Genomic DNA, 22,675 nt, shown 5'->3' on the forward strand with positions numbered 1-22,675 from the left:
CTATCGGCGGGAAAGATGGATGCCTGAGATCATGCAGCGCACTGATCCACCAGCTGTTTCAATTGTCGGAACTGAGAGCGGCAACAGCGCGGCGCTCTTTTCGATTATAGCAATTTGAGCGGATGTAAGCGCCTTTTGGGCGCGGCTGGACAACGCCAAAAGCAGGCCATCCCGACCGCTGAGTTCAATCGCGTTTCCGGCAAAGTTTGCGATCTGCTCATGCGATAGATCAATTACAGTTCGACCTGATTCCTCTAACCGTGACCGAACGGTCGCGCGGCGCTCCGGACCGCAGATCATGTCCAGGCAGATCAGAGCATAGTTCGTACCGATTCCCATCAGAACGTTGGTGTGGTAAACATCACGCCCCTGGGCATCCTTCGCATCGAAAGCGATAGGTTCATAGTTGAAATGAGTGCAGAACCTTTCAAGCAAAACAGGATCGGCGCGATTTGATTTGACGGTGTAAGCGATGCGGCCAACGTGATCCAGGACCATCGCTCCTGTTCCTTCCAGAGCAAGGTCATCCTGTTCAAGACCGGAATAATCAATAACGTCCTGAACGCGGTACTCCTGCTTCAGCATTTCTATCACATCGGCCCTTCGCTCGCGTCTGCGCGATGGAACGAACATCGGATAGATGGCAACATGACCACCTGGATGTGTCGAGAACCAATTGTTGGGAAAGACACTGTCGGGTGTATTGAGCGCACCGTCATCGTCAAAGACATGGACGTTTACACCTGCGGCACGTAGTTGGGCGACCGCTTCGTCATGTTCATCTCGGGCGGCAGCTGATGTTGCTGCTTCGGATTGGTCTGCAAGCGTTTGAAATGCATTGTCGTCTCGCGTTTCAGGATTCGAAGCGAATGCATGAGGGCGCACCATTACAACAGCGGAAGGCGATTGCAGGGAAATCATCAAAAACTCCGTGTCGGGCGATCAAAGATACGACGCCCCATCAGCGAGGCAGCCAGATCAACCATCAGTTTCGCAGTTCGGCCTCGCTCGTCGAGAAACGGGTTCAGTTCGACCAGATCCAGCGAGCAGACGAGGCCACTTTCGTGCAGCAGCTCCATCACCAGATGCGCCTCGCGCTCGGTCGCGCCGCCGGGGACGGTGGTGCCGACCGCGGGTGCAATCGAGGGATCCAGAAAGTCCACGTCCAGCGATACATGCAGGATGCCGTTCGCAGCCTGCACTCTGTCGAGGAAAGCCAGAAGCGGTGCCTTGATACCGTGTTCGTCGATGCTGCGCATATCGGCCAGCATGGCGTGATCTTTTTCAAGGGCTGCGCGTTCGGCGGGATCGACCGAGCGCAGGCCAATCATGCCAACACGATTTGTAGGGATGGGGGCGGCGAGGGGCGCGAAAGCCTCAAACCCCGGTTGCCCGGTGACATAGGCCACGGGGGTGCCATGCAGATTGCCGCTGCCGGTGCTGCCGGGTGTGTGAAAGTCGCTATGTGCGTCGAGCCACAGCACAAACAGGGGGCGATCAATGCTCTGCGCGTGCGCCGCCATGCCTGAAACCGTGCCCATCGACAGCGCGTGATCGCCACCCATGAATATTGGCAGCCCTTGTTGCGCAGCGTCTTGCGCCGTTCGATGCAGCGCCTGCGTCCAGCCCACACATTCGGGCAGCGCGAACAGGTGCGGATGCTCGGCTATTTCCACATGATCCGGCTGCGTGTCGCCGATATCCGAAACAGTGTGCCCCAGATCGGTCAAAGCCTGTTCAAGTCCGGCCACGCGATAGGCGTCGGGCCCCATGCGGCAGCCTTGGCGGCGTTTGCCGGAATCCATTGGGGCTCCGGCCAGAATGAGATTTTTCTTGTCCATATGTCTGTATAGAAACGCGATATGGGTTGAGAAAAGGGATCAAAATGGTCAAAATGAATTGATGGAATTCGATTTGGGCATTATTGATGGACGAACTGGATAACCGCTTGCTGAATGCCTTGCATCGGGATGCACGGGCCTCATTGTCGGAGCTGGCAGAGGTGCTGGGCGTGACCCGGACAACCGTTCGCAGCCGCCTGCAACGCCTCAAGCAATCGGGCGAAATAGTGGGCTTCACGGTTGTGACCCGTCAGGGCGTTTCGGAAAGCCCGGTGCGCGGGTTGATGATGCTTGAGATCGAGGGTCGCGGGACCGAACGGATCAGATCCCGGATCGCGGCAATGCGCGAGGTGGGCGCTGTCCATTCTACGAATGGCAGTTGGGATCTCATTGTTGAGATCGGGACTGACACGCTTGTAGAGTTTGATGAAGTTCTGTTCGAAATCCGACGGATGGAGGGGATCACAAGATCCGAGACCAACCTGTTGCTTTCGACGCGCAAAGGACGGACGTGAATTCAGGCGCAACATGCTTTGATGGCTCGGATATTTGTGTAAAGCTCTGAACTGAGGCCGAAACTGGCAACAGGGCAGGGATACGCAGAATGACTTCAGAGGCGACAATCGACGAGTCGCGGGTCCAAAAAATGGCCGAACGTGTGACCGGATTGCTCGAAAAGCCACTGGTCCGGGTCGCTGTGCCTGTGATGATCACGCTGATTGCATTGTTTGTTCTGCACGATCTGTCGGCTCATGTGAAATGGGCGGATGTAAAGACCGACATCGCGGCGACCTCTTGGAAGGTGATGTTCTTCGCGCTCTGTTGGACCGCATTCAGTTTTCTGTCGCTGTCTTTCTACGATGTCCTGGCGGTGCAGAGTATCGCTGGCGGGAAAGTACCGCTTCCCATCGCGGGGATGGCCGGGGCCAGCGGCTATGCGGTTTCGAACTGCCTGGGCTTTTCCTACATCACCGGTACTGCCATCCGTTATCGCATCTATGCGTCGCTGGGGCTGGATCTGGGGCGCGTGGCCGGGGTGATCGCAACCTCATGGGTGGCGTTCTGGATGGGGCTTATCCTGCTTCTTGGAATTCTTCTGACCTTTCATCCTGACGGCATCTCGAAAGTGCTGCCGATTGGAGAGACCACCGAAACCGTCAGCGGCCTGTGTCTTCTGGCTGGTCTTGCGGCGTTGTTTATCTGGCTGTCCCGGGGTGGTCGGCGCATTGGATATGGCGGCTTTGGCTTTAACCTGCCGGGCGGAAAACTGGCTGGCCTGCTGACGGTTGCGGCGGTGGGGGATTTGTTTGGTGCCTCCATGGCGCTGTATGTGCTGATGCCGGATGATCTGGGTGTAGGCTATCCCTATTTCTTCACGATCTATATCGCCGCCATCGCAGTCGGTATCCTCAGCCATGCTCCGGGTGGGATCGGCGTGTTCGAGGCAACGCTGATCGCTGGGTTGGGAGCTTCCGGCCGCTCAGACGTGATTGCCGCACTGCTGCTGTATCGGGTCGTCTACACATTCTGCCCGTTCGGAATTGCAAGCCTGTCCATCGCCGGAGCCTCGGTGTTGACACAAAGACATAAGATCGGCGGCGCGGCGACATGGGTCTATCGCGCCATTCGCCCGATTGTGCCGATGGTGGCTGCCGGTGTTGCGGCAGTCGCGGGGATCATCTTGTTGGTTTCGGGGGCCTTGCCTGCGAGTTCGCAGAACCTTGGCGTTTTGCGCGAAGTGCTGCCGCTCTCGTTTGTTGAGGCTTCGCATCTGGCGGGCAGTGCCGTGGGTGTCCTGCTGTTACTGGTGTCACGCGGGTTGTTCCGAAAGCTCTATCGCGCATGGGTCGTCGCAATGCTGTTGATGATGGCCGGATTTGTCGCCTCGCTGACCAAGGGGCTCGACACGCATGAGGCGCTTTCTCTGCTTGGCACTATCGGACTGCTGGCGATGTTCCGGGGCGCGTTCTACCGGGTCAGCGGCGCGTCGATTTTCCGGTTGAACATCCCTTGGCTGGTCAGCGTGCTGGCACTGTTGTTGGTGATCTTCTGGATTGGGTTATTTGCCTATTCCCATGTCGAATACCAGAACGCGCTCTGGTGGGAGTTCGCGTGGAACGGTGATGCTTCGCGCTTTTTACGCTCCAGCCTCGTGGTTGCGGTGATCCTTGGGGTGGTCGCGATAAACTCGCTATTCGGGCGTGAAGTACCGGCCCCGAGCCGTACCGAAATCCCTGAGGTGGTCGAGCGGTTGGTGATGGAAAGCGAGGACACTGAGTCTCAGATTTCGCTGACCGGAGATAAGCAATTCCTGATCTCCGAAGATCAGGCCGCCTTTCTGGCCTATGCCGATACCGGCAATGCGTTGATCACCAAGGGCGAACCGGTAGGCGATGAAAAGGCGGGACAGCAGCTGATATGGCAGCTGCGCGAAATGGCAGATCGCGAAGGTAAGCTATGTGCCTTCTACAGTGTCTCGACCAAATACCTGCCAACGTTTCTGGACCTTGGTCTGTCAATCCTCAAGATCGGCGAAGTGGCCCGCGTGCCACTGACCGATTTCTCATTGGACGGGAAATCCCGCAAACGGTTCCGTCAGGCCAAGAACCGGGCGGAACGCGAAGGCTATGTGTTCGAGATCATTCCAAAAGAAGAACTGGCCCCGGTGCTGCCGGAGCTACGCAAAATCTCGGACGATTGGCTGGCCCGGAAGGCTGGTGAAGAGAAGGGGTTCGCGTTAGGGGGTTTTGACGAAAAGTACCTCTCGTATTTCGATCACGCGGTTTTGCGGGACGAAACCGGTAAGATCATGGCCTTTGCGAACCTGTTTCAGGGAGGACATAAGTCTGAACTGTCGCTGGACCTGATGCGCTATGAGCCCGAAAGTCCGAGCTTTGTCATGGATGCGCTCTTTGCCGAGATGATGTCCTGGGGGGCAGAGCAGGGGTTCCATTGGTTCTCGCTGGGGGCGGCGCCGTTTTCGGGGATCGAGAACCGGCAACTGGCCTCGCTGTGGAACCGCATCGGCGGGTTTGTCTATGAGCACGGCGAGCAGTTTTATCACTTCGAAGGCCTGCGCAGCTTCAAGCAGAAGTTCGACCCGGAATGGAGCCCGAACTATCTGGCCAGCCCCGGCGGGTTGGCCGCGCCTCGCATCCTCTACGAGGTGAATATCCTGATCTCTGGCGGATTGCGCGGGCTGACGAAATAGCGGTCAGTTCAGGCTGGCCCCGGTCGGTGTTTTCTCCAACAAATCACCCCAATCGGTGCGATAGGCCATTTCGGCCAGTACCGTTTCGGGTAGGAATTCCTGATTTTGCCGGATCTGCCAGCCTCCGCCTAGACCTTTGTAGATCGCGACCAGATTTGACGAGACCTCTTGCCGGGCTTCAATCAGGTTTGCTTGCGAGCGCAGAAGCGCGGTTTGCGTGTTCAGGATGCGCGAATAGCTGGCGATACCGTCGCGGTATTGATCGACCGCAATATCGGCAGCCCGGCGTGACGCTTCGACGCTGCGTTCATAGAACGCCACTTGCTTGCGTGCCTGCGCATAGGCGACCATGGCGCTTTCGACCTCGGAATATGCGGTTAGGACGGTGTTCTGATAATTCGCAATCAGCGCCTGATAGGCGGCGTCCTGTACCCGGACATTGTTCTTGATGCGACCATAGTTCAATACGTTCCAGACCACGCCTGCATTGGCCAGACCTGTGGTGCTGTTGGTGCTGAACAAATCGCGCCCGCCCGAGGCCTGTAGTCCAATCGAGCCGGACAGTATGAACTGCGGATACAAGTCGGCCAGCGCGATGCCAACCTGAGCCGATTGCGTCGCGGCGGCCAGTTCCGCCGCGCGCACATCCGGACGCCGCCGCAGCAGCTCTGCCGGAACGCCCACGGCCACGTTTGAGCGCGCTGACGGGATGCGACCGGAGCCGCTCAGAAGGCCGGCCATTTGCGACGGGGTTTTGCCAAGCAATACGGCCAGCGCGTTCTTGGCTTGCTGCAGATCGCTCTCCAACTGAGGCACCAGCGCTTTGGTGTTGTTCAGCAGCGCCGTCGATTCCTGTACGTCCAGCTCGGTGGTCACGCCATTGTTGAAGCGCAATTGGGTCAGATCAGCGGATTCTTGTTGGATCTGGATATTTTCGCGCGCAATGCCCAAAGCCTCCTGCAAGGAGCGGACGTTGATATACAGTGCGGCCACGTCGCCGGTCAGCGTTACAAGCGCATCGTCATAGTTGGCCACCTGCAGGGCGAGATTGGACCGTGCCGCTTGCACGCCGCGTCGTTGTGCGCCCCATACATCCAACTCCCACTGCGCATCAAACCCGACTTGCGAGGTTGAGAATTCGGTATCCAAAGGGATGATCCGCCGAATATCCGAAACCGGACCGAGGTTGTCGCTGATCTGGCGTCGCTGCAGTGATCCTCCGATCGCTTGCGATTGGGGGTAGAGCTCTCCGAACGCGATGCCAAGCTGTGCGCGGGCCTGAAGCACACGGGCACCTGCGACCTGCAAGGTCAGGTTCTGGACATAGGCCTCGGCGATCAGTTTGTTCAGCGTGGGGTCATTGAACGTCTCCCACCACCGCACCACAGGCGCGCTGCGTGAGGTCAGGCCGCTTTGACCTGCGCTGGGGCTGTTGACCTCGATCCACTGTTTCACGACCGGCGAGTTCGGGCGCACGAAATCCGGGCCTACCGGCGTGCAAGCGGCGAGAGTGGCAGCACATAGGGCAGTGCCTAACAACCGGCGGAGTGTCATGGCGCGCATCCTCAGATATCCAGAGGTCGGATAAAGTTGGCGAAGGAATAGAGGCGGATATTGATGCGCCTCAGGAACTCGAAACTTTTGCCCATGCCGGTGTAAATCGCCACGGCGGCGTGACCACCCGCTGGGAAAGTATGGCCTTCGGGCACGTCGACCGAAATCTGTACCGCGATGCGGCCAGGCAGTTTTGGCAGTTCAAAGCCGGGCAGGCGACCCGAGGGCAGATATTGGCCCTGACGCGTAGCCCACCAAACAGCCTCGACCTTGCCGGTCAGGATTTCGCCGGGATAGAGGTCCAGGGCGACCTCGACCGGCTGTCCGACTTCGACGAATTTCAGGTTCTGCTGTCGGAAAGTGGCGAGGATATAGGGGCTGTCTTCGGTCACGAAACTGGCAATCGCGCCAAGCCGTATCTCACCGACCACCATACCCGGGCGCGCCTGCTGTGAGACGATCATGCCGTTTTCAGGCGCGTAGATAGTTGTATTTTCAAGGAAATACTCGGCCTCGGCCAATTGTGACTGCGCCTCGATAATCCCTGTATTCACACCATCGATCTGCGAGGCCTCTGCCAGGTTGGCCTTTTCCAGATTTGCCTCGGCCTCTTTGACCTTGGCCTGATCTTCAGCCACTTGCTCATTCCAGCGATCCAGTTCGTCTTGCCGCGCACCTCCCGCAGGGACAAGGTTTTCGTACCGGGCCTGCTCGGTCAGGGCATAGGCCAGCTGCGCATTGGCGCGTTCAACGGCTTCGGTTGCGGCTATAACGTCCTGTTCAAGGATCAGAGCGTTTTGCTGCGCGGCCACCAGTTGCGCATTCGCCTTGTCGACGGCCAGCGAAAACACGGTGTCATCAAAGCGATAAAGTGGCTCGCCCTTCGTGACCCACGTATTCGGTTCGACCAGAACTTCGGTCAGGATGGTTGGCTGAGTCAGGCGCGGGACAATCTGGATGGTTGAGCGCACGACGTGGCTGTCGATCGAAAAGGGCTGAAAGAACCGCAGCGCAACCAGGAAGATCAAAAGCAGATGCGCGCCAACCCAGAAGGACACGATGCCCCACATGATGTTGAACTTCAGCCACTTCGCCTTGAAGAAAATGAACCAGACGAAAATGAGATAGAAAAGCGTAATGCCAAGGGCGACGAACATATTTTATAGTTTCCTTTGGTCTTAGCTTTTCTGCGTATCGTCTTCGTCAAGCCGGTCCTGATATTCCGGTTTCACTGTGCCGCCCAGTCGCTTGATCTCATCCCGGATGGCTTTGCGCTCCTCGTCCGGTCCGCGACGTACATCCACGGTCACGCCGTCATGGAAGGCCCAGATGAATGCGTGGACCCATGGAACGATGGCCAGGAACCCCATCCATCCCATCATCTTGACCGCTTCGGCATGCGGATGGTTTCGCTTGATCGCGATACGGCCGGGCAGGCCCATGATGAACAGGAACAGAGCCATCACCGCGGCCAGCAGCAGGATCAATGCTAAAAACGTAAGGTAGTCGTAGAAGCCCAGCGGCTGCCCCAAAAGTCCCATGCTCGCGCCTCCTGTCGGGAAGGTTACTGCATCCTCAGTTGTGCGCTTCGCTTCGTCAATCAGTTTATGGGTGTTCTGGACAAAGTGATCGTCTACGGATTGCTATCGCATTGTATGATCTGCGTTTGCCATTCGGCGCATTTTATCGACAGATCTCCGGGCAGGGGGGCGTCGGTATAGATGGTATCTACATTCGCCAACGAGGCGATGCGGGCCGGGGCCGTTCGGCTGAACTTGGAGTGATCCGCCACCAGACTGATTTGTCGCGCTTGGGCGATGATGGTCTGGCTGACCAGCACCTCTTGCAGGTCAAAATCCATCAGATCGCCATCGGTATCGAGCGCTGAGCAACCGATAATCGCGTGATCAAATTTGAACTGACGAATGGTCGACACGGCGAGATTCCCCACAAGGCCACTGTCCGATCGGCGCAGTACGCCGCCCGCAACAACGATCTCGCAATCCGGGTTCTCGGCCAGAATGGTGGCGACATTCATATTGTTGGTAACAACCATCAGGTTCTTGTGCTGCCGCAATTGCCGAGCGACGGCCTCGGTCGAGGTTCCGATATTGAGAAAGACCGAACTGCCATCCGGGATATCGGCGGCGCAACGTTCTGCGATGCGGGCCTTAACCTCTTGGTTCAGGGCGCGACGGTCTTCATAACCGATATTCGAAACGCCCGAACGCAGCACAGCTCCGCCATGTACCCGATCGACCAATCCGGCCTCGGACAGATCGGACAGATCGCGCCGAATTGTTTGAACAGTGACCTGAAAACGATCGGCGAGCCCTTCGACGGTAACGCGGCCTTCTTCCTTGGCTATTTCAAGAATGTCCGATTGGCGAAAGGACAAGGACATGGATGATCTCCGGCATTGCTCTTGCTTTCGTTTTTGCTCTTTTTCCTGAGCGTGGCAAGTTCGGAATGCAGTAATTGCCGCAATTAGATTGAAGGCGATGAAAAGCGAAAGCAAAACTTGACGAAACGAATGTGTATCGGGTTAATGCGCACAAAGCTGCTGAATTGGGGAATCGCATAGAAATGTCATCGGACAACACTCAGGTAACCGACCTGTTCATTATCGGTGGTGGCATCAACGGTTGCGGCATTGCGCGCGATGCGGCGGGGCGGGGGCTGTCGGTGGCTCTGGCCGAGATGAACGACCTGGCCTCGGCCACCTCTTCGGCCTCGACCAAGCTGTTCCATGGGGGGCTCAGGTATCTGGAGTTCTTTGAATTCCGTCTGGTCCGCGAGGCTTTGATCGAACGCGAAACTTTGCTGTGCGCCATGCCGCATATCTCGTGGCCGATGCGCTTTGTACTGCCCTATCACGCCGATATGCGGTTCGATACGGAAACGCCGACCTCAAAACTGCTGAGTACGGTGATGCCGTGGATGCGGGGCCGACGCCCGGCCTGGCTGATCCGGTTGGGTCTGTTTCTGTATGACAATCTTGGGGGGCGGAAAATCCTGCCCGGAACGCGATCTTTGAAGCTGCGGAGCGCACCAGAAGGCGGGCCACTGCAGGACAAGTTTGAAACGGCCTATGAATATTCCGATTGCTGGGTCGAGGATTCTCGTCTGGTGGTCCTGAACGCCCGCGACGCCGAGGCGCGCGGCGCGCAGATCATGGTGCGGACCGAGGTCGTCTCGGCAGAACGTGTTGACGATCTCTGGCAGATTACCCTGCGCGACCGCGACAGTGACAAGACCAGAACCGTCCATGCGCGGATGCTGATCAACGCCGGTGGACCTTGGGTGGGCGATATCATCCAGACCAAGATCCGCATGAACTCACGCGAGGGGGTTCGGTTGGTGCGTGGCAGTCATGTCGTGACACCGAAGCTCTATGACCACGACAAATGCTATTTCTTTCAGGGCGAGGACGGACGGATCATCTTTGCCATCCCTTATGAGCAGGATTTCACCCTGATCGGGACAACGGACCAGGATCATTCCGATCCTTCTGAACCTCCGGTCTGTACCGAGGCGGAGCAGGAGTATCTTTGCGACTTTGCCTCGAAATACTTCAAGAAACCGGTGACTCGCGCAGATGTCGTTTGGACCTATTCGGGCGTTCGGCCTTTATACGATGACGGGGCCAGCAGCGCGACGGCTGCGACACGGGATTATACGTTGAAAGTCGATGCCGAGGGCGGGGCGCCAGTGCTGAATGTCTTCGGCGGGAAGATCACAACATACCGTCGTCTGGCGGAAAGCGCGCTTGAGAAAGTGGCCGAACATCTCTCAGGCGTGTCGGGCCCCTGGACAGCGGGTGTGGCATTGCCGGGGGGGGATTTCCCGGTCGATGGAGTCGATGCCTTGATCCAAAGCCTGATGGCAGATTATCCCTTTCTGACAGACGTCTGGGCCCGACGGTTGGTACGGGCCTACGGCACCGAGGCGCGCGCGGTTTTGGGCGCGGCACAGGATCAGTCTGATCTGGGTGAGGATTTCGGGGCGACGCTGACCGAGGCTGAGTTGAATTGGTTGATCGACAAGGAATATGCGCGCACCGCAACGGATGTGATCTGGCGGCGTAATAAGCTGGGTTTACGGTTGACACCTCAACAGGTCACACGGATCGAGAGCTGGATGGCTGATCGCTGAAATGAAAAACGCCCCGTAGATTTGCGGGGCGTCTTTTGTTTATCCGATCATGCGGCTTCTTCTTCGGGTCCGGGATCATTCTTGCTGCCTTTGACCCATTCCCGCAACCCTTGCATTACAGCATAAAGGACGGGAACAAGGATTACCCCGAACAGCGTTGCTGCCAGCATTCCTCCAAACACCGCAACCCCGATGGCCTTCTGGCTTGCCGCGCCAGCACCGTTCGCGGCCAGCAGCGGCACAACGCCCAGCAGGAAGGACAAAGCTGTCATCATAACAGCGCGGAAACGCTGATGGGCCGCTTCGGTAGCCGCTTCTTTGATCGACAAGCCCTTGGCCCTTTGCTCCATCGCGAATTCGACGATCAGAATCCCGTTCTTTGAAGCTAGACCAACCAGCATGATCATCCCGATCTGCGTGTAAAGGTTGATGTCACTGCCCACGATCGCGACTGCCGCGACCGCGCCGAACAGGGCCACCGTTACCGACATCAGGATCGATACAGGCATGGTCCAACTTTCGTATTGGCCTACAAGGAACAGGTATCCGAACAAGATCGCCAACCCGAGGATCACGACAACCAGGTTGCCAGAGGCCAACTGTTGTTGCGCCGTGCCGGTCCATTCAAAGGCATAGCCGGCGGGCAGGGCGTTCGCCGATTCCTCGGTCATGACATTGATTGCGTCACCGGTCGAAAGACCGGGGGCGGGAACTGCCGTCACTGTGGCCGAGCGGAACAGGTTGTGCCGTTTCAGCAGAACCGGCCCCAGCACGTTCTCGACATCGATAAGCGTGCCCAGCGGCACCATTTCGCCTTTGGTGGAACGAACGTAGAGGTTTGAAACATCTTCGACCTTGTTCCGGTACGAGCCTTCGGCCTGGATCATCACGCGATAGACTCGACCAAACAGGTTGAAGTCGTTCACGTAATACGAGCCAAGCTGCGCTTGCATGGTCTGGAATATCTCAGCCACCGAGACCTGCAGAGTTTTGGCCTTCTCCCGATCCAAATCAACGAACAGCTGCGGTACGTTTGCGCGGAAGGTGGTGTAAGCCTGCGCAATCTCGGGTCGTTGGTTGGCTGCATAAACGTAAGACCCAACTGCCGAGGCAAGATCCTGGGGCGAGCCGCCCCCGGTTTGCTGTACCTCCATTTCAACACCGGCAGACATACCGAGGCCCTGAATTGGGGGTGGGTTGAAGGCTACGATTGAGGCTGCCGATTCCTGGTTTGCAATCGCCAGCACCTTGCCCAGAATGGCATCGGCGCTGAGATCGGGTTCCTGTCGTTCCTCCCAGTTGGTGAGGTTGACGAAAATGGCCGCCCCGTTCGTCGTGGTGCCGTTCAGCAATGAGAACCCGTTCACCAGAACGGTGCTTGCAACACCTGGGATCTCCTGAATCTGCGCGTCCAAACGCGCCGAGACGGTTTCGGTCCGTTCCAACGTTGCTGCGTCGGGCAGCTGGACATCGACGAACAGATAACCGTTATCCTCAAGCGGAATGAAGCCTTTCGAGGTGGCGCCCATGATGGACCCTGTACCAGCCGCGAAGGCCGCGATGATGCCTAATGAGATCACCGGCAAGATCAGTAGCTTGCGCACGATCGCGGTATAGCCGTTACGCATTGTACCAATGAACCCTTCGAACACGGCCAGCAGCCCCTTGGGGGGACCCGAGCGCGCCTTCAGGACCAGTCCACACAGTGCCGGGGACAACGTCAGGGCGTTGATCGATGAGATTACAACGGCGGTCGAGATCGTGACCGCGAATTGCGAATAAAGCCGCCCTGAGATGCCGGGCATGAAGGTCACCGGTACAAACACCGCAAGCAGAACCAGCGTGGTTGCAATCACCGGACCGGTAATCTGGCCCATGGCTTTGCGCGTGGCCTCCGCCGGGGGTAGGCCCTCTTCCGCGATGATACGCTCGACGTTTTCCACCACAACGATGGCGTCATCCACCACGATCCCGATTGCCAGCACCAGCGCGAACAGTGAGATCGTGTTCAGTGACATGCCAAAGGCCAGCAGGAACGCGAATGTCCCGATCAATGACACTGGGATCGCCACCGCCGGAATGATCGTTGCGCGCCAACTGCCAAGGAAGATGAACACAACCGTGATCACCAGAATGAAAGTCAGGATGAGCGTCGAAACCACGTCATTCAGCGATTGCTCGACAAAGTCGGTTGTATTGAACGGGACTGAATATTCCACATCGGTTGGGAAAGAGCGCGAGAGGCGTTCAAGCTCAGCCTCGACACGTTCAGACACCGCCAGCGCGTTGGCCCCGGGCGCTTGATAGATGCCGATTACCGTTGCGGGAACGCTTTGGAAGTAGCCCGAAGCCGAATAGAACTGTGCGCCGAGCTCGGTGCGTGCGATATCTTTCACACGCACAATCGCGCCCGCATCTCCTGTCCGGATCACGATGTCACCAAATTCATCCGCCGAGGTCAGGCGACCCTTGGTCTTGATCGTGTATTGAAAGGTCTGACCTTCGGGTACAGGTGGCGAACCGATTGAACCAGCAGATACCTCGATATTCTGTTCGCGGATAGCGCTGATCACGTCACCCGGAGTGATCGACAGCGCCGCCATCTTGTCCGGGTCCATCCAGATGCGCATGGCGTATTCAAGATTGGTCAGAACGTCCGCCTTACCAACACCCTGAACCCGCGCCAGCGCGTCTTTCAGGTTGATCGAGGCATAGTTCGATAGAAATACGCTGTCATAAGTGCCGTTGGGCGAGGTCAGCGTGATCAGCAGCAGCATGTTGGTCGACGCTTTTTGCGTCACTACGCCCGATGAGGTCACCTCGGATGGCAAGGATGCCATCGCCTGCGCCACGCGGTTCTGCACGTTTACCGATGCGATGTCAGGATCGGTTCCCACTTCAAACGTAACGTTCAGCGAGTATGAACCATTATCCGACGAGGTCGACGTCATGTAGATCATGTCGTCTACACCGTTGACTTGCGCCTCGATCGGGGCGGCCACAGTGTTTTCCACGGTTTCGGCGTTCGCGCCGGTATAGTTGGCGGTTACGCTCACGACCGGAGGCGTGATGTCCGGGAACTGCGCCACCGGCAGAACCAGATAGCCGATCCCACCCAGAATGGTCAGGACCAGCGAAATGACAAGTGCCAGCTTGGGCCGGCTGATGAACAGGGCAGAGAACATCGATTATTCTCCCGGCTGTTCAGAGGCGACAACCGCGTCGACGGCCACGCCCGGGCGTACCCGTTGCAGGCCCTCGACGATCACACTTTCGCCTTCGCGCAGACCGTCCGACACGATAATGGCCGAATCCACCGTGTCACCGGTGGTGATATAGCGCTGCTCAACCATTTGCTTGTCATTTACGACCAGAACGAACTCGCCACGTTGATCGCGTTGAAGCGCAGCCTGGGGGATTAACACCTGCAGCGTGGGCTCAAGTGCTTCGATCTGGACGTTCAGGAACGCTCCGTCGATGATCAGGCGGTCGGTATTGTCGAACTGAGCGCGCACCGTGATCGCCCCGGTCAGAGGGTCGATGCGGTTGTCGACAAAGATGATCTCGCCGGTTTCATTCAGTTCGGTGCCATTGGGCAGGGTGACGTGGACATTCGGGCTTTTGTTGCTTTCGGCCAGAGATGCCGCGCTTTCGCCAACTTGTTGAAGAACGGTCGTAAACTGTTTTTCGTTCAGCGAGAAATTCACATAGATCGGCGCTTCGCTGACGAGGTTGACCAATGGCGGATTGTTGGGGCCAACCACGTCCCCGACACTTGTCGTAACGCGTCCAAGACGACCGGTGAAGGGCGCATGGATTTCGGTATAGCTCAGGTCCAGCTCGGCCTGTTGAATGGCGGCATTCGCAGCTTTGACTTCAGCCTCGGCCACCAATTCGTTGGCTCGCGCGATATCGCGTTCGGATTCGGGTGTTGCTTCGCGCTTGTAAAGCTCTTCCTTACGGGCCAGGTCGACTTTGGCCAGTTCAAGATTGGCCTCAGCCCGGTCGAGATCCGCCTTTCGCGATTGCACCGTGGCTTCGTAAAGGTCAGGTTCGATCTTGAAGAGAGGATCGCCTTCATTCACCAGCGCGCCGTCCTCAACTTCCTGACTTTCCAGAAATCCACTGACACGCGCGACGATATCGACTTTGTTAATGGCTTCTGCGCGCCCGATGAAGGTCGCCTCATCCGTGATCTCTTGCGTATAGGCTGCCGCGATCGAGACCTTGGGGGCAGGTGCTTCACTTTGGTCCTGCGCAATCGCACTCTGCGCGAGCCCGAAACCGAACAACAGAGCGAGGGTTGCGCCCAGAGCTCTGGCCGATCCGCGGCGGTGAAGGGGCGTAGGTGCAAATTCAGGGGACATGATGAATGCCTCGTCAAGATTACAGAAAACGCGCCGCAGCAGAACGGTTGCTGCGACGAGTCGAACACATTTTGGTCAGGATGGCCGCTTTGACATAATTTCTCAAGCGTGTTGACGAAGCGAGCGCCGTATCAAGCTGCGGAAATTTTTCAGCCGGACGGCAGGGTTAGGTGCGGAAGCTCAGCCGTGCGGCGTGGCGTGCAAGACGAAGAACCCCAAAACGAAAAGACCGGAGGCCAATACAAGCCCCCGGTCTGAGAAAGGTGAGTTAGGTTAGATTAGTCCCGCACTCCGGCGAACTTTTCCTGCCATTCTTCGCGTTGTTCGTCCGCAATCTTGGCAAATAGCACATCAGGTACGGTGAACTCGTGACCAGCGGGCAGGGCGGACAGAGCGGCCTCCACATCATCTGGCCAACTGGTGTCGAGCGTGTTCATCGCGCTCAGCATCCGTGCAGATGTGTCGGGAATGAAGGGCGCGCTGAGCACGGCGTAAAGCCGGATCAGGTTCAGAGCCAGCCGCGCCTGCGCGGCGGCCTGTTCCGGATCTTCCTTGAAGGTCGACCACGGGGCTGCCGATTGCAGATATTCATTGCCCGCTACCCAGATGGCCCGCAATTCCTGAGCGGACTTGCGAACTTCCATCGCCTCCATAAAGCCTTCGTATGCCCGCACGCGTTTGGTCAATTCAGCGACCAAAGCCTGCTCACGCTCGCCAAACGCACCGCCTTCGGGTGCGGCTTCGCCGAATTTCGAGCGGCAGAACTTGGTGATCCGGCTGACGAAGTTGCCCAACACGTCGGCAAGGTCTTTGTTCACCGATTGCTGGAAGTTCTCCCATGTGAACTCACTGTCGCTGCTCTCGGGTGCGTGGCTGAGCAGCCACCAGCGCCAGTAATCAGCGGGTAAGATGGCCAGCGCCTGATCCATGAACACGCCGCGCCCCTGGCTGGTCGAGAACTGACCCCCATCATAGTTCAGATAGTTGAACGATTTCAGGTGGTCGACCATCTTCCACGGCTCGCCCGAACCCAGAATGGTTGCCGGGAAGCTGAGCGTGTGGAATGGAACGTTGTCCTTGCCCATGAACTGCACGTAGCGCACATCATCGGCACCCTTGTCGGTGCGCCACCAACGCTCCCACTCGGCGTCCGGCTTGCCGCTCGCGTCTGCCCATTCCTTGGCGCAAGCGATATATTCGATGGGTGCGTCGAACCAGACATAGAAGACTTTGCCCTCCATTCCGGGCCAGTCCTGATCACCTTTCTTGACCGGGACACCCCAATCCAGATCGCGGGTGATGCCGCGGTCTTGCAGGCCGTCTCCGTCATGCAGCCACTTCTTGGCAATTGAGGTCGTCAGGATCGGCCAGTCTGTTTTGGAGTCGATCCACGCATCCAGCTGATCTTTCATCGCGGATTGACGCAGGTACAGATGCTTGGTCTCGCGCACCTCCAAATCGGTCGAGCCCGAGATGGCCGAACGCGGCTCGATCAGGTCCGTCGGGTCCAGCTGCTTGGTGCAATTCTCGCACTGATCGCCCCGCGCGCGGTCATAGCCGCAATTGGGGCAGGTGCCCTCGATATAGCGGTCTGGCAAAAAGCGTTTGTCGGCATTTGAATAGACCTGCTTTTCGCTGACCTCGCGGATCAGTCCGGCCTCATCCAGCTTGCCCGCGAAATGCTGGGTCAGCACCTTGTTCTGCTCGCTGGACGAGCGGCCAAAGTGATCGAAGCTCAGGCCAAAGCGATTGGCGATGTCGGCCTGAACACCATACATCTCGGCGCAATACTCGGCTACCGGCTTACCTGCTTTGGCTGCTGCCAGCTCGGCCGGAGTGCCGTGTTCATCCGTGGCGCACAGGAACATGACCTCATTCCCCCGGCCACGCTGATAACGTGCATAAAGATCGGCAGGCAGTTGCGAGCCGATCAGATTGCCGAGGTGCTTGATCCCGTTGATATAGGGGATCGCCGAGGTGATGAGAATCCGGGCCATTTTGCGTTTCCACGTAACTAACTGCGCGCCCGTCTACAGTATGTGAGGGATTAGCAAAAGCCCGGTTTCAGCGTTGAAGCTTCAGAAACCCATACAAACGCCACCTTCGCGAAATCCCTGATCTGTGTATGATGGTCCCGCAAGTGATTTTACGGGGGAATTTATGCATCACTCGTATTTGGCGCGGTGTATCCGCGTAGCCGTCATTTTCATGACCACACTTCTATCGCCGACCAGCCCATCGGCAGAACAAAGCGATGCCCTGACCGCTATTGATACCTTCGACAAAGCGATGCTCTCGATTTTCAAACGGGGTCAGGCTGTACTGACGGCGCAAACCCGGCCGGTCATGGTCATTGCCCGCGACGTAACCGTCATGACCGAGGATGGCGAGGTTTCTTATCCGCGCAAGGATTCAGACTATCTGATCTTCAAATCCACATCGCACGTTCTGTTGGGGATCATAGGTGCGGTCACTCCATGGCCTGAGGATGAGGCTGGAGATGCGCGTTGGAAGGAAGATTTTGAGGGGATCGCGCAAGCAATAGATACGTTGCTGGCGTCAATTGATCAGCTTGATCTTTCAAAGGACGTGATCGCGAAACAACGGCAAATGCTGGAAACAGCCCATGCATTTGTCCGCGGAGCGATCGACCGCGGAACGCTGACCCCTCAGGATGTATCAAAGGCGATAAATGACATGCGACCGATTTGGGCAGCCAATATGCGAGAGGCCGCGCGTGTTGAGCTGACCGCATTGCACAAGGCCGTCTCAGATGCCCGCGCGAAACTCAGTCAGGATGATTGGGACAAGATTTATGTCGTTCATCACGGAGGCTCGAATGTGACGGGGGTTAACGTTGTTGAGCTGTATCTGGAACGGGTGATGCCCCAGAAGGTTGCTGCCGGACAGGTTATGTTTGCTGAGAACGCGCACGGAAACCAAGCTATGGCCGATTATGTCGGGTATGACCGCATGCAGCGACATGTGGGGGCCTGGGCGTTTGGTGATCCAAGGCGGATGGAAGTCGATCTGCTTGGGTATGAAGCCGGGGCTATTTTGGATGAAATGATCCAGTCGACTCCACCTTTGGAATAGGGTTTCTATTCCTCCCGCGACCGTTTCAGAAGGCGTCCGATGGTGAAGGATGTGCGTGGGGCGTAAACGTAGTTCGTTCGCTCGTCCGGTGTTGGGCGCGACCGCATCCGGGCCAGCCCGAACATGATCAGCCCCAGATGACCTACGGCCACAAAAGCAAACAATGCGCCTGGCCCGAACTGTTGAATCAGCGTCGAAGAAACATAGGGCGAGGCGATGGCACCGAGCGCATACCAGAACATCAGCGCCGCAGACAGCTCAACGCGTTGTTCGGTGGTGGCGAAATCATTGGCGTGGGCTGAAGAGACCGAGAAGATCGGAAAAGTGGTGAGGCCAAAGAATCCGGCGGCCAGCATCACGCCCAGCGTTCCAGCCCCGCTTGCAGCCATGGTGATGCCGCAACTCAATACTGCCGCAGCCGACAGCCAGATCAGCACCCATCGACGATCGTATTTGTCGGCGAGCCATCCCAGCGGATATTGCGCCAGCGCGCCACCCAGAACGAATGAGGCGAGGAAGAACGCGATCTGGTCCACGCCCAACCCAACCTCCTGCCCGTAGACCGGACCAACCATCCGGAACGAGGCCGAACTGAGCGCCGAGACGATCACTCCGGCCACGGCCAGTGGTGAGTTCTGCCATGCCATCCGAGGGCGCAGTCGTGGGGCGTCTGGGGTCTGGGGTTGGCTGGCCCGCGTCAGGGCCAGAGGCAAAAGCGAGGCGCAGCACAAGATCGCCAGCAGATTGTACGAGACATATGACGCCGGCGGCAGAACCGCGATGATCAACTGCGCGCAGAGCGACGCACCAAGGTCCGCGATGCGATAGCTGCCCATGACGCGACCGCGCGAGTCGTTTGTGACCTTGGCGTTCAGCCAGGCTTCAATCACCGTGTAGCATCCTGCGACGCAGGTGCCCGAGGCGATTCTCAGGATGGCCCAGATGCGCGGGTCTTCCGTCAGGGTATGCCCCAGAAGACCCATCGCACCCAAGGCCGTGCAGACGGCAAATGCACGGGAGTGGCCGACGCTGCCCATCAGGCGCGGGGCCCACCAGCAACCGATGAAGAAGCCCAGGAAATGCGCCGAACCCAAAAGGCCGATCTGTTCCGTAGAGAAGTTCAGCGTCAGGCCCGAGATCGCGTCCAGCGGGCCAACGCCGCCGGTCGAAAGCTGCAGCAGAATGACTGAAAGAAACAGGGCGGCAAAGGAAATGATCGTGCGCATGATGGGATCAACTTGGCGACACGCTCAGATTTTTCGCGCAACTATTCGACTTTAGCAGGTCGTTTTTCTGCTTTTCTAACTCAGCTCTCCCGCAGAATCTCGGCATGAATATTCAATCCGACAGTCTCCTGCACCAGATCAGGATAGCCTGAGGCCCCGAACTCATGCCGGTTCAGCGCACCGACCAGCCGTATGGACAAGACATCCAGATCGTCAACGGCACTTCCTGGCATCCGGTAGAGGTTGGCCATCAGCGTTACGGGTCGTGTCACCCCGCGTACGGTGAGATCACCAGTGACAGTCGCGCCCTCAGATATGCGACCAGTGGGGCCGAGTTGTATCTTGGTCGAAGTGAAGCGGATCGTCGGGTGGCTTTTTGCGTCCAGCACGCTTTGGCCCAGCATCGGACCGCGGGCAAAGGGCAATTTGGTGCGCGCGTCCGCCACGTCCAGCACCACATCGACCTGGCTGTTCTGAAGGCGTTTGGTGTCGATCTGAATATCGGCGGACCGGATCGGCATTGTCCCTGATTGCGCCACGCCCGAAAGATCGAAGGTGAAACCGACGGAGGTTCCCTTGGGTGCCAGAACATAAGGAATCAAAGCCGTTTGCGCGGCGCTTGCGAGGGGCAGGGCAGACAGCCCCGCGATCAGGGTGCGTCGGTTCAGATATGTCATGCCATGGCCTCTCGTCCTCGGGGGCGTGACCGCTTCATCAGTGTTAGCAGGATGGCGATGTTCAGGCCGTTCCAGAGGATGCCGTTGATAAAGGCCAATTGATAATTTCCGGTTACGTCGTAAATCCATCCCGACATCCAGCCGCCAAGTGCCATGCCCATGATGGTCATCATCATGACAAACCCGACTCGAGCGCCCGCTTCTTGCGGGGGCATGTACTCACGCACCACCAGCGCATAGCTGGGAACGATGCCCCCCTGCGCAAGACCAAAGAGCATGCTGATGACATAAAGCGAGACCATCCCGTCATAGGGAAGAAACAGAAACAGCGCTATGCATTGCAGGACCGAGCCGATCAGCAAGGTGGTCAACCCACCCAGCTTGTCGGCCACAAGGCCCGAGATTACCCGGCTCACCACGCCGCCTAGCAGCATCAGTGACAGCATCTCGGCCCCGACCGCCGGACCATAGCCCAGCCCCACGCAATACGAGACGATGTGAACCTGTGGCATCGACATCGCCACGCAACAGCCGATCCCGGCAAGCCCGAGGATGTATTGCAGCGCGCGCGGCGACAGGCCCACGCTCTGCGCTCGGACCTGGGCCGCGGCAGCGGCGGTGCTGTGTGCATCGACGGGCAGGGGGCGGCGCAGCAAAAGGGACAGAGGGATCACGGTGGCCAGAGTGATCAGGGCGAGGGCCAGATAGACCTCTTGCCAGCCCTCACGCTCCAGAATGCCTGAAAGCAGAGTGGGCCAGATAGCACCCGACAAATAATTTCCGCTTGCGACCAGAGCCACGGCGATCCCGCGCCGTCGCATGAACCAGTGAGAGATATCGGCGATCAGTGGCCCAAACCCAACCGCTGTACCCAGCCCCAACAACAGATGCGCCAGCGACAGCAGCATCATGTTCGGGGCCAGCGTGGCGAGTAGATAGCTGATGGCACTCAGAGCTGCCGCGCCGATCAAGGCTTTGGTCACGCCCAGCCGATCCACCAACTGGCCTAGCCACATATTGCCGAGCGCAAAGCCGATCATGGTCAGGACATAAGGCAACGACGCCTCGGCCCGTCCGGCGCCAAATTGTGCTTCGATGGCGGGCATCACTACGATGACGGCCCACATGCCCACATTGACCACTGTGGCAATGGCTAGAGTGATCAGCAGGCGCAGCCAGGAATAGCGGCTATCATGGATCGCGTGGGTCATCCCGGAACGCTAGGGCGCGACTGCGGTTTTGACCAGTCACAAGTTGCGTGACTGGTCGGCTGTCACTCAGTCGTGTCTTTGGTCTCGGTTCGTTGCAGATGCATCGTGGTCTGATCGGTGGTCCGCGTGACGATCCAACTGGCAGGCGGTTGCGAACGGGCGCGGCGGCGGGTCAGGGTCCAGCCTTGGCCCGCATCGCAATAGGTAGGGGCCATATGCCAGCGCGTCTCGATCCCTTGTGCACCTCCGTTATCGGGGGTCAACAACACTCCCAGCGGAGCTTGCCCCACCGCGCCGCCCTGTTCTGCGGCCAGATGCAGGCGCCGGACCGGGGTCAGCCCCGGCGGGCCGGGCAGATCGCCGATGACAAGCGGGGCTGCGCCGCTGCGCAGGGCCTCTTCCATACACCACAGCAGGTCTTCGGCCTTCGATGGGCGCACCAGCAGAAAGCGCGAGGGATCGGCAAAGGGAAGCATACCTTCGGGGTGCAATTGCCCGATCTCCCATTCGGGGCAAATCCACATCACTGGCCCTTGCGTCTGCCCTGCCAGCCACATGGCAAAGCTGCGGCGCGCGGGGCCGCAGGCCTCGTGCACACGGGCCAGTTGCAGGCTGATCTGTGGATGCAGAACCGCCCCGGGCGGGGTGCGTGCGGGTTTGCGGCCAAGAAGCTGGGTGGACATGCCAGCAGATTAGCATGTTCTCACTTTGTTCTCAATTGAGGAATGTCATTAGCGCGACAATATCAGACGTCCATCAGCGAATTGGACGTTCGAGAAGCGCTGCAGATACGCCATACCCAGCAACGACTGGTTCAGTTCGCCCTCGGTGATCGACGCCGGCACATTGCGGTCCGTGATCGGCCCGAGCGCGAGGCTTTCCAAACGCACCGGAGCTGTGCGTACCATACCATTCGCAGTCGCAGCGCGCCCAAGATAGGTCAGCTGCGCAGTATCGATCCCGGCGCGCGCGGCATCCTTGTCGCTTAGGACAATGTTGCTGGCACCGGTATCGACCAGAAAGGTCACCGCTTTGCCGTTCACCAGCATCGGCAGGTAATAATGCCCATCATATGACCGGGGCACCTCGATCCGGTGATCAGTCACAGTCAGCTGAGTCGAAGGGCCAACGGTCGAGCGGATGTCATCCCAAAGCCCGATCACGGCAATGACGCCGACAAAGATGAACACCCAGGCGGCGACCTGTTGCATCGTCTTGCCCAGTGATTGACGGTTTTGGGTGATGAACCACATCAGCAGTGCAGCAGCCAGCAACACCAGATAGGTTAAACGCCCGATATTCTCGCCATCCATTCCGTCACCCGTACTCAGTTGGTT

General features: G+C 58.2%; 18 protein-coding genes. 4 read left to right on the forward strand and 14 right to left on the reverse strand.

The genetic code is table 11. The features are described from left to right. Positions 1-921, reverse strand: a complete 921-nt coding sequence (gene ctlX, locus ACR0IV_RS02955) for a citrulline utilization hydrolase CtlX (protein WP_480657938.1) — start codon at positions 919-921, stop codon at positions 1-3. Beyond that, positions 921-1,841 carry an arginase gene (gene rocF, locus ACR0IV_RS02960; protein WP_480657937.1) on the reverse strand — a complete coding sequence of 307 codons (921 nt, stop codon included), beginning with the start codon at positions 1,839-1,841 and terminating at the stop codon, positions 921-923. Before rocF ends, ctlX begins: the two co-directional genes overlap by 1 nt. Before the next feature lie 86 nt (positions 1,842-1,927). On the opposite strand from rocF, the gene ACR0IV_RS02965 reads away from it, so the two are divergent. Beyond that, the gene (locus ACR0IV_RS02965; protein ID WP_480470045.1) at positions 1,928-2,356 is read left to right on the forward strand and encodes an Lrp/AsnC family transcriptional regulator; all 429 of its coding nucleotides are present in this window, start codon (positions 1,928-1,930) and stop codon (positions 2,354-2,356) included. An 89-nt stretch (positions 2,357-2,445) separates the two neighbouring features. Further along, a complete protein-coding gene (gene mprF / locus ACR0IV_RS02970) occupies positions 2,446-5,052 on the forward strand; it encodes a bifunctional lysylphosphatidylglycerol flippase/synthetase MprF (RefSeq protein WP_480657936.1) in 2,607 nt (868 codons plus the stop codon). A 3-nt stretch (positions 5,053-5,055) separates the two neighbouring features. Here the strand turns inward: mprF and ACR0IV_RS02975 are convergent, their stop codons facing one another. The 4 genes from ACR0IV_RS02975 to ACR0IV_RS02990 all read right to left on the reverse strand — a co-directional run bounded on the left by ACR0IV_RS02975 (position 5,056) and on the right by ACR0IV_RS02990 (position 9,010). Next, positions 5,056-6,606, reverse strand: a complete 1,551-nt coding sequence (locus ACR0IV_RS02975; RefSeq protein WP_480657935.1) for an efflux transporter outer membrane subunit — start codon at positions 6,604-6,606, stop codon at positions 5,056-5,058. An 11-nt stretch (positions 6,607-6,617) separates the two neighbouring features. Next, positions 6,618-7,763, reverse strand: a complete 1,146-nt coding sequence (locus ACR0IV_RS02980; protein WP_480470042.1) for an HlyD family secretion protein — start codon at positions 7,761-7,763, stop codon at positions 6,618-6,620. A gap of 21 nt (positions 7,764-7,784) precedes the next feature. Continuing rightward, positions 7,785-8,147 carry a DUF3302 domain-containing protein gene (locus ACR0IV_RS02985; RefSeq protein WP_480470041.1) on the reverse strand — a complete coding sequence of 121 codons (363 nt, stop codon included), beginning with the start codon at positions 8,145-8,147 and terminating at the stop codon, positions 7,785-7,787. 92 nt (positions 8,148-8,239) lie between these two features. Beyond that, the gene (locus ACR0IV_RS02990; RefSeq protein ID WP_480657933.1) at positions 8,240-9,010 is read right to left on the reverse strand and encodes a DeoR/GlpR family DNA-binding transcription regulator; all 771 of its coding nucleotides are present in this window, start codon (positions 9,008-9,010) and stop codon (positions 8,240-8,242) included. A 182-nt stretch (positions 9,011-9,192) separates the two neighbouring features. Between ACR0IV_RS02990 and glpD the strand changes: the two genes are divergently transcribed. Beyond that, positions 9,193-10,761: a glycerol-3-phosphate dehydrogenase gene (gene glpD, locus ACR0IV_RS02995; protein WP_480657932.1), complete on the forward strand. Its 1,569-nt coding sequence runs from the start codon at positions 9,193-9,195 to the stop codon at positions 10,759-10,761. A gap of 47 nt (positions 10,762-10,808) precedes the next feature. Here glpD and ACR0IV_RS03000 read toward each other — a convergent pair whose 3' ends face one another. The 3 genes from ACR0IV_RS03000 to metG form a co-directional block, all read right to left on the reverse strand. After that, positions 10,809-13,946 carry an efflux RND transporter permease subunit gene (locus ACR0IV_RS03000; protein ID WP_480657931.1) on the reverse strand — a complete coding sequence of 1,046 codons (3,138 nt, stop codon included), beginning with the start codon at positions 13,944-13,946 and terminating at the stop codon, positions 10,809-10,811. Positions 13,947-13,949: 3 nt separating this feature from the next. Beyond that, complete coding sequence (locus ACR0IV_RS03005) at positions 13,950-15,128, reverse strand: efflux RND transporter periplasmic adaptor subunit (RefSeq protein WP_480657930.1); 1,179 nt, start codon at positions 15,126-15,128, stop codon at positions 13,950-13,952. A gap of 278 nt (positions 15,129-15,406) precedes the next feature. Then, the gene (gene metG / locus ACR0IV_RS03010) at positions 15,407-17,125 is read right to left on the reverse strand and encodes a methionine--tRNA ligase (RefSeq protein ID WP_480657929.1); all 1,719 of its coding nucleotides are present in this window, start codon (positions 17,123-17,125) and stop codon (positions 15,407-15,409) included. A gap of 211 nt (positions 17,126-17,336) precedes the next feature. Here metG and ACR0IV_RS03015 point away from each other — a divergent pair, with 211 nt between their 5' ends. Beyond that, positions 17,337-18,224 (forward strand): hypothetical protein, encoded by an 888-nt coding sequence (locus ACR0IV_RS03015; RefSeq protein ID WP_480657927.1) that lies wholly within the window; start codon positions 17,337-17,339, stop codon positions 18,222-18,224. 5 nt (positions 18,225-18,229) lie between these two features. Here the strand turns inward: ACR0IV_RS03015 and ACR0IV_RS03020 are convergent, their stop codons facing one another. The 5 genes from ACR0IV_RS03020 to ACR0IV_RS03040 all read right to left on the reverse strand — a co-directional run bounded on the left by ACR0IV_RS03020 (position 18,230) and on the right by ACR0IV_RS03040 (position 22,651). After that, the gene (locus ACR0IV_RS03020; protein WP_480657926.1) at positions 18,230-19,450 is read right to left on the reverse strand and encodes an MFS transporter; all 1,221 of its coding nucleotides are present in this window, start codon (positions 19,448-19,450) and stop codon (positions 18,230-18,232) included. Between the two features lie 80 nt (positions 19,451-19,530). Then, the gene (locus tag ACR0IV_RS03025; RefSeq protein WP_480657925.1) at positions 19,531-20,127 is read right to left on the reverse strand and encodes a YceI family protein; all 597 of its coding nucleotides are present in this window, start codon (positions 20,125-20,127) and stop codon (positions 19,531-19,533) included. Then, positions 20,124-21,338, reverse strand: coding sequence for an MFS transporter (locus tag ACR0IV_RS03030; RefSeq protein ID WP_480657924.1), 1,215 nt, complete (start codon positions 21,336-21,338; stop codon positions 20,124-20,126). The genes ACR0IV_RS03025 and ACR0IV_RS03030 overlap by 4 nt, the downstream gene beginning before the upstream one ends. Positions 21,339-21,400: 62 nt before the next feature. Continuing rightward, the gene (locus ACR0IV_RS03035) at positions 21,401-22,021 is read right to left on the reverse strand and encodes an ImuA family protein (protein WP_480657922.1); all 621 of its coding nucleotides are present in this window, start codon (positions 22,019-22,021) and stop codon (positions 21,401-21,403) included. A 48-nt stretch (positions 22,022-22,069) separates the two neighbouring features. Further along, complete coding sequence (locus tag ACR0IV_RS03040; protein WP_480658568.1) at positions 22,070-22,651, reverse strand: retropepsin-like aspartic protease family protein; 582 nt, start codon at positions 22,649-22,651, stop codon at positions 22,070-22,072. Positions 22,652-22,675: the final 24 nt, after the last annotated feature.

Source organism: Ruegeria sp. C2, from assembly GCF_056537765.1.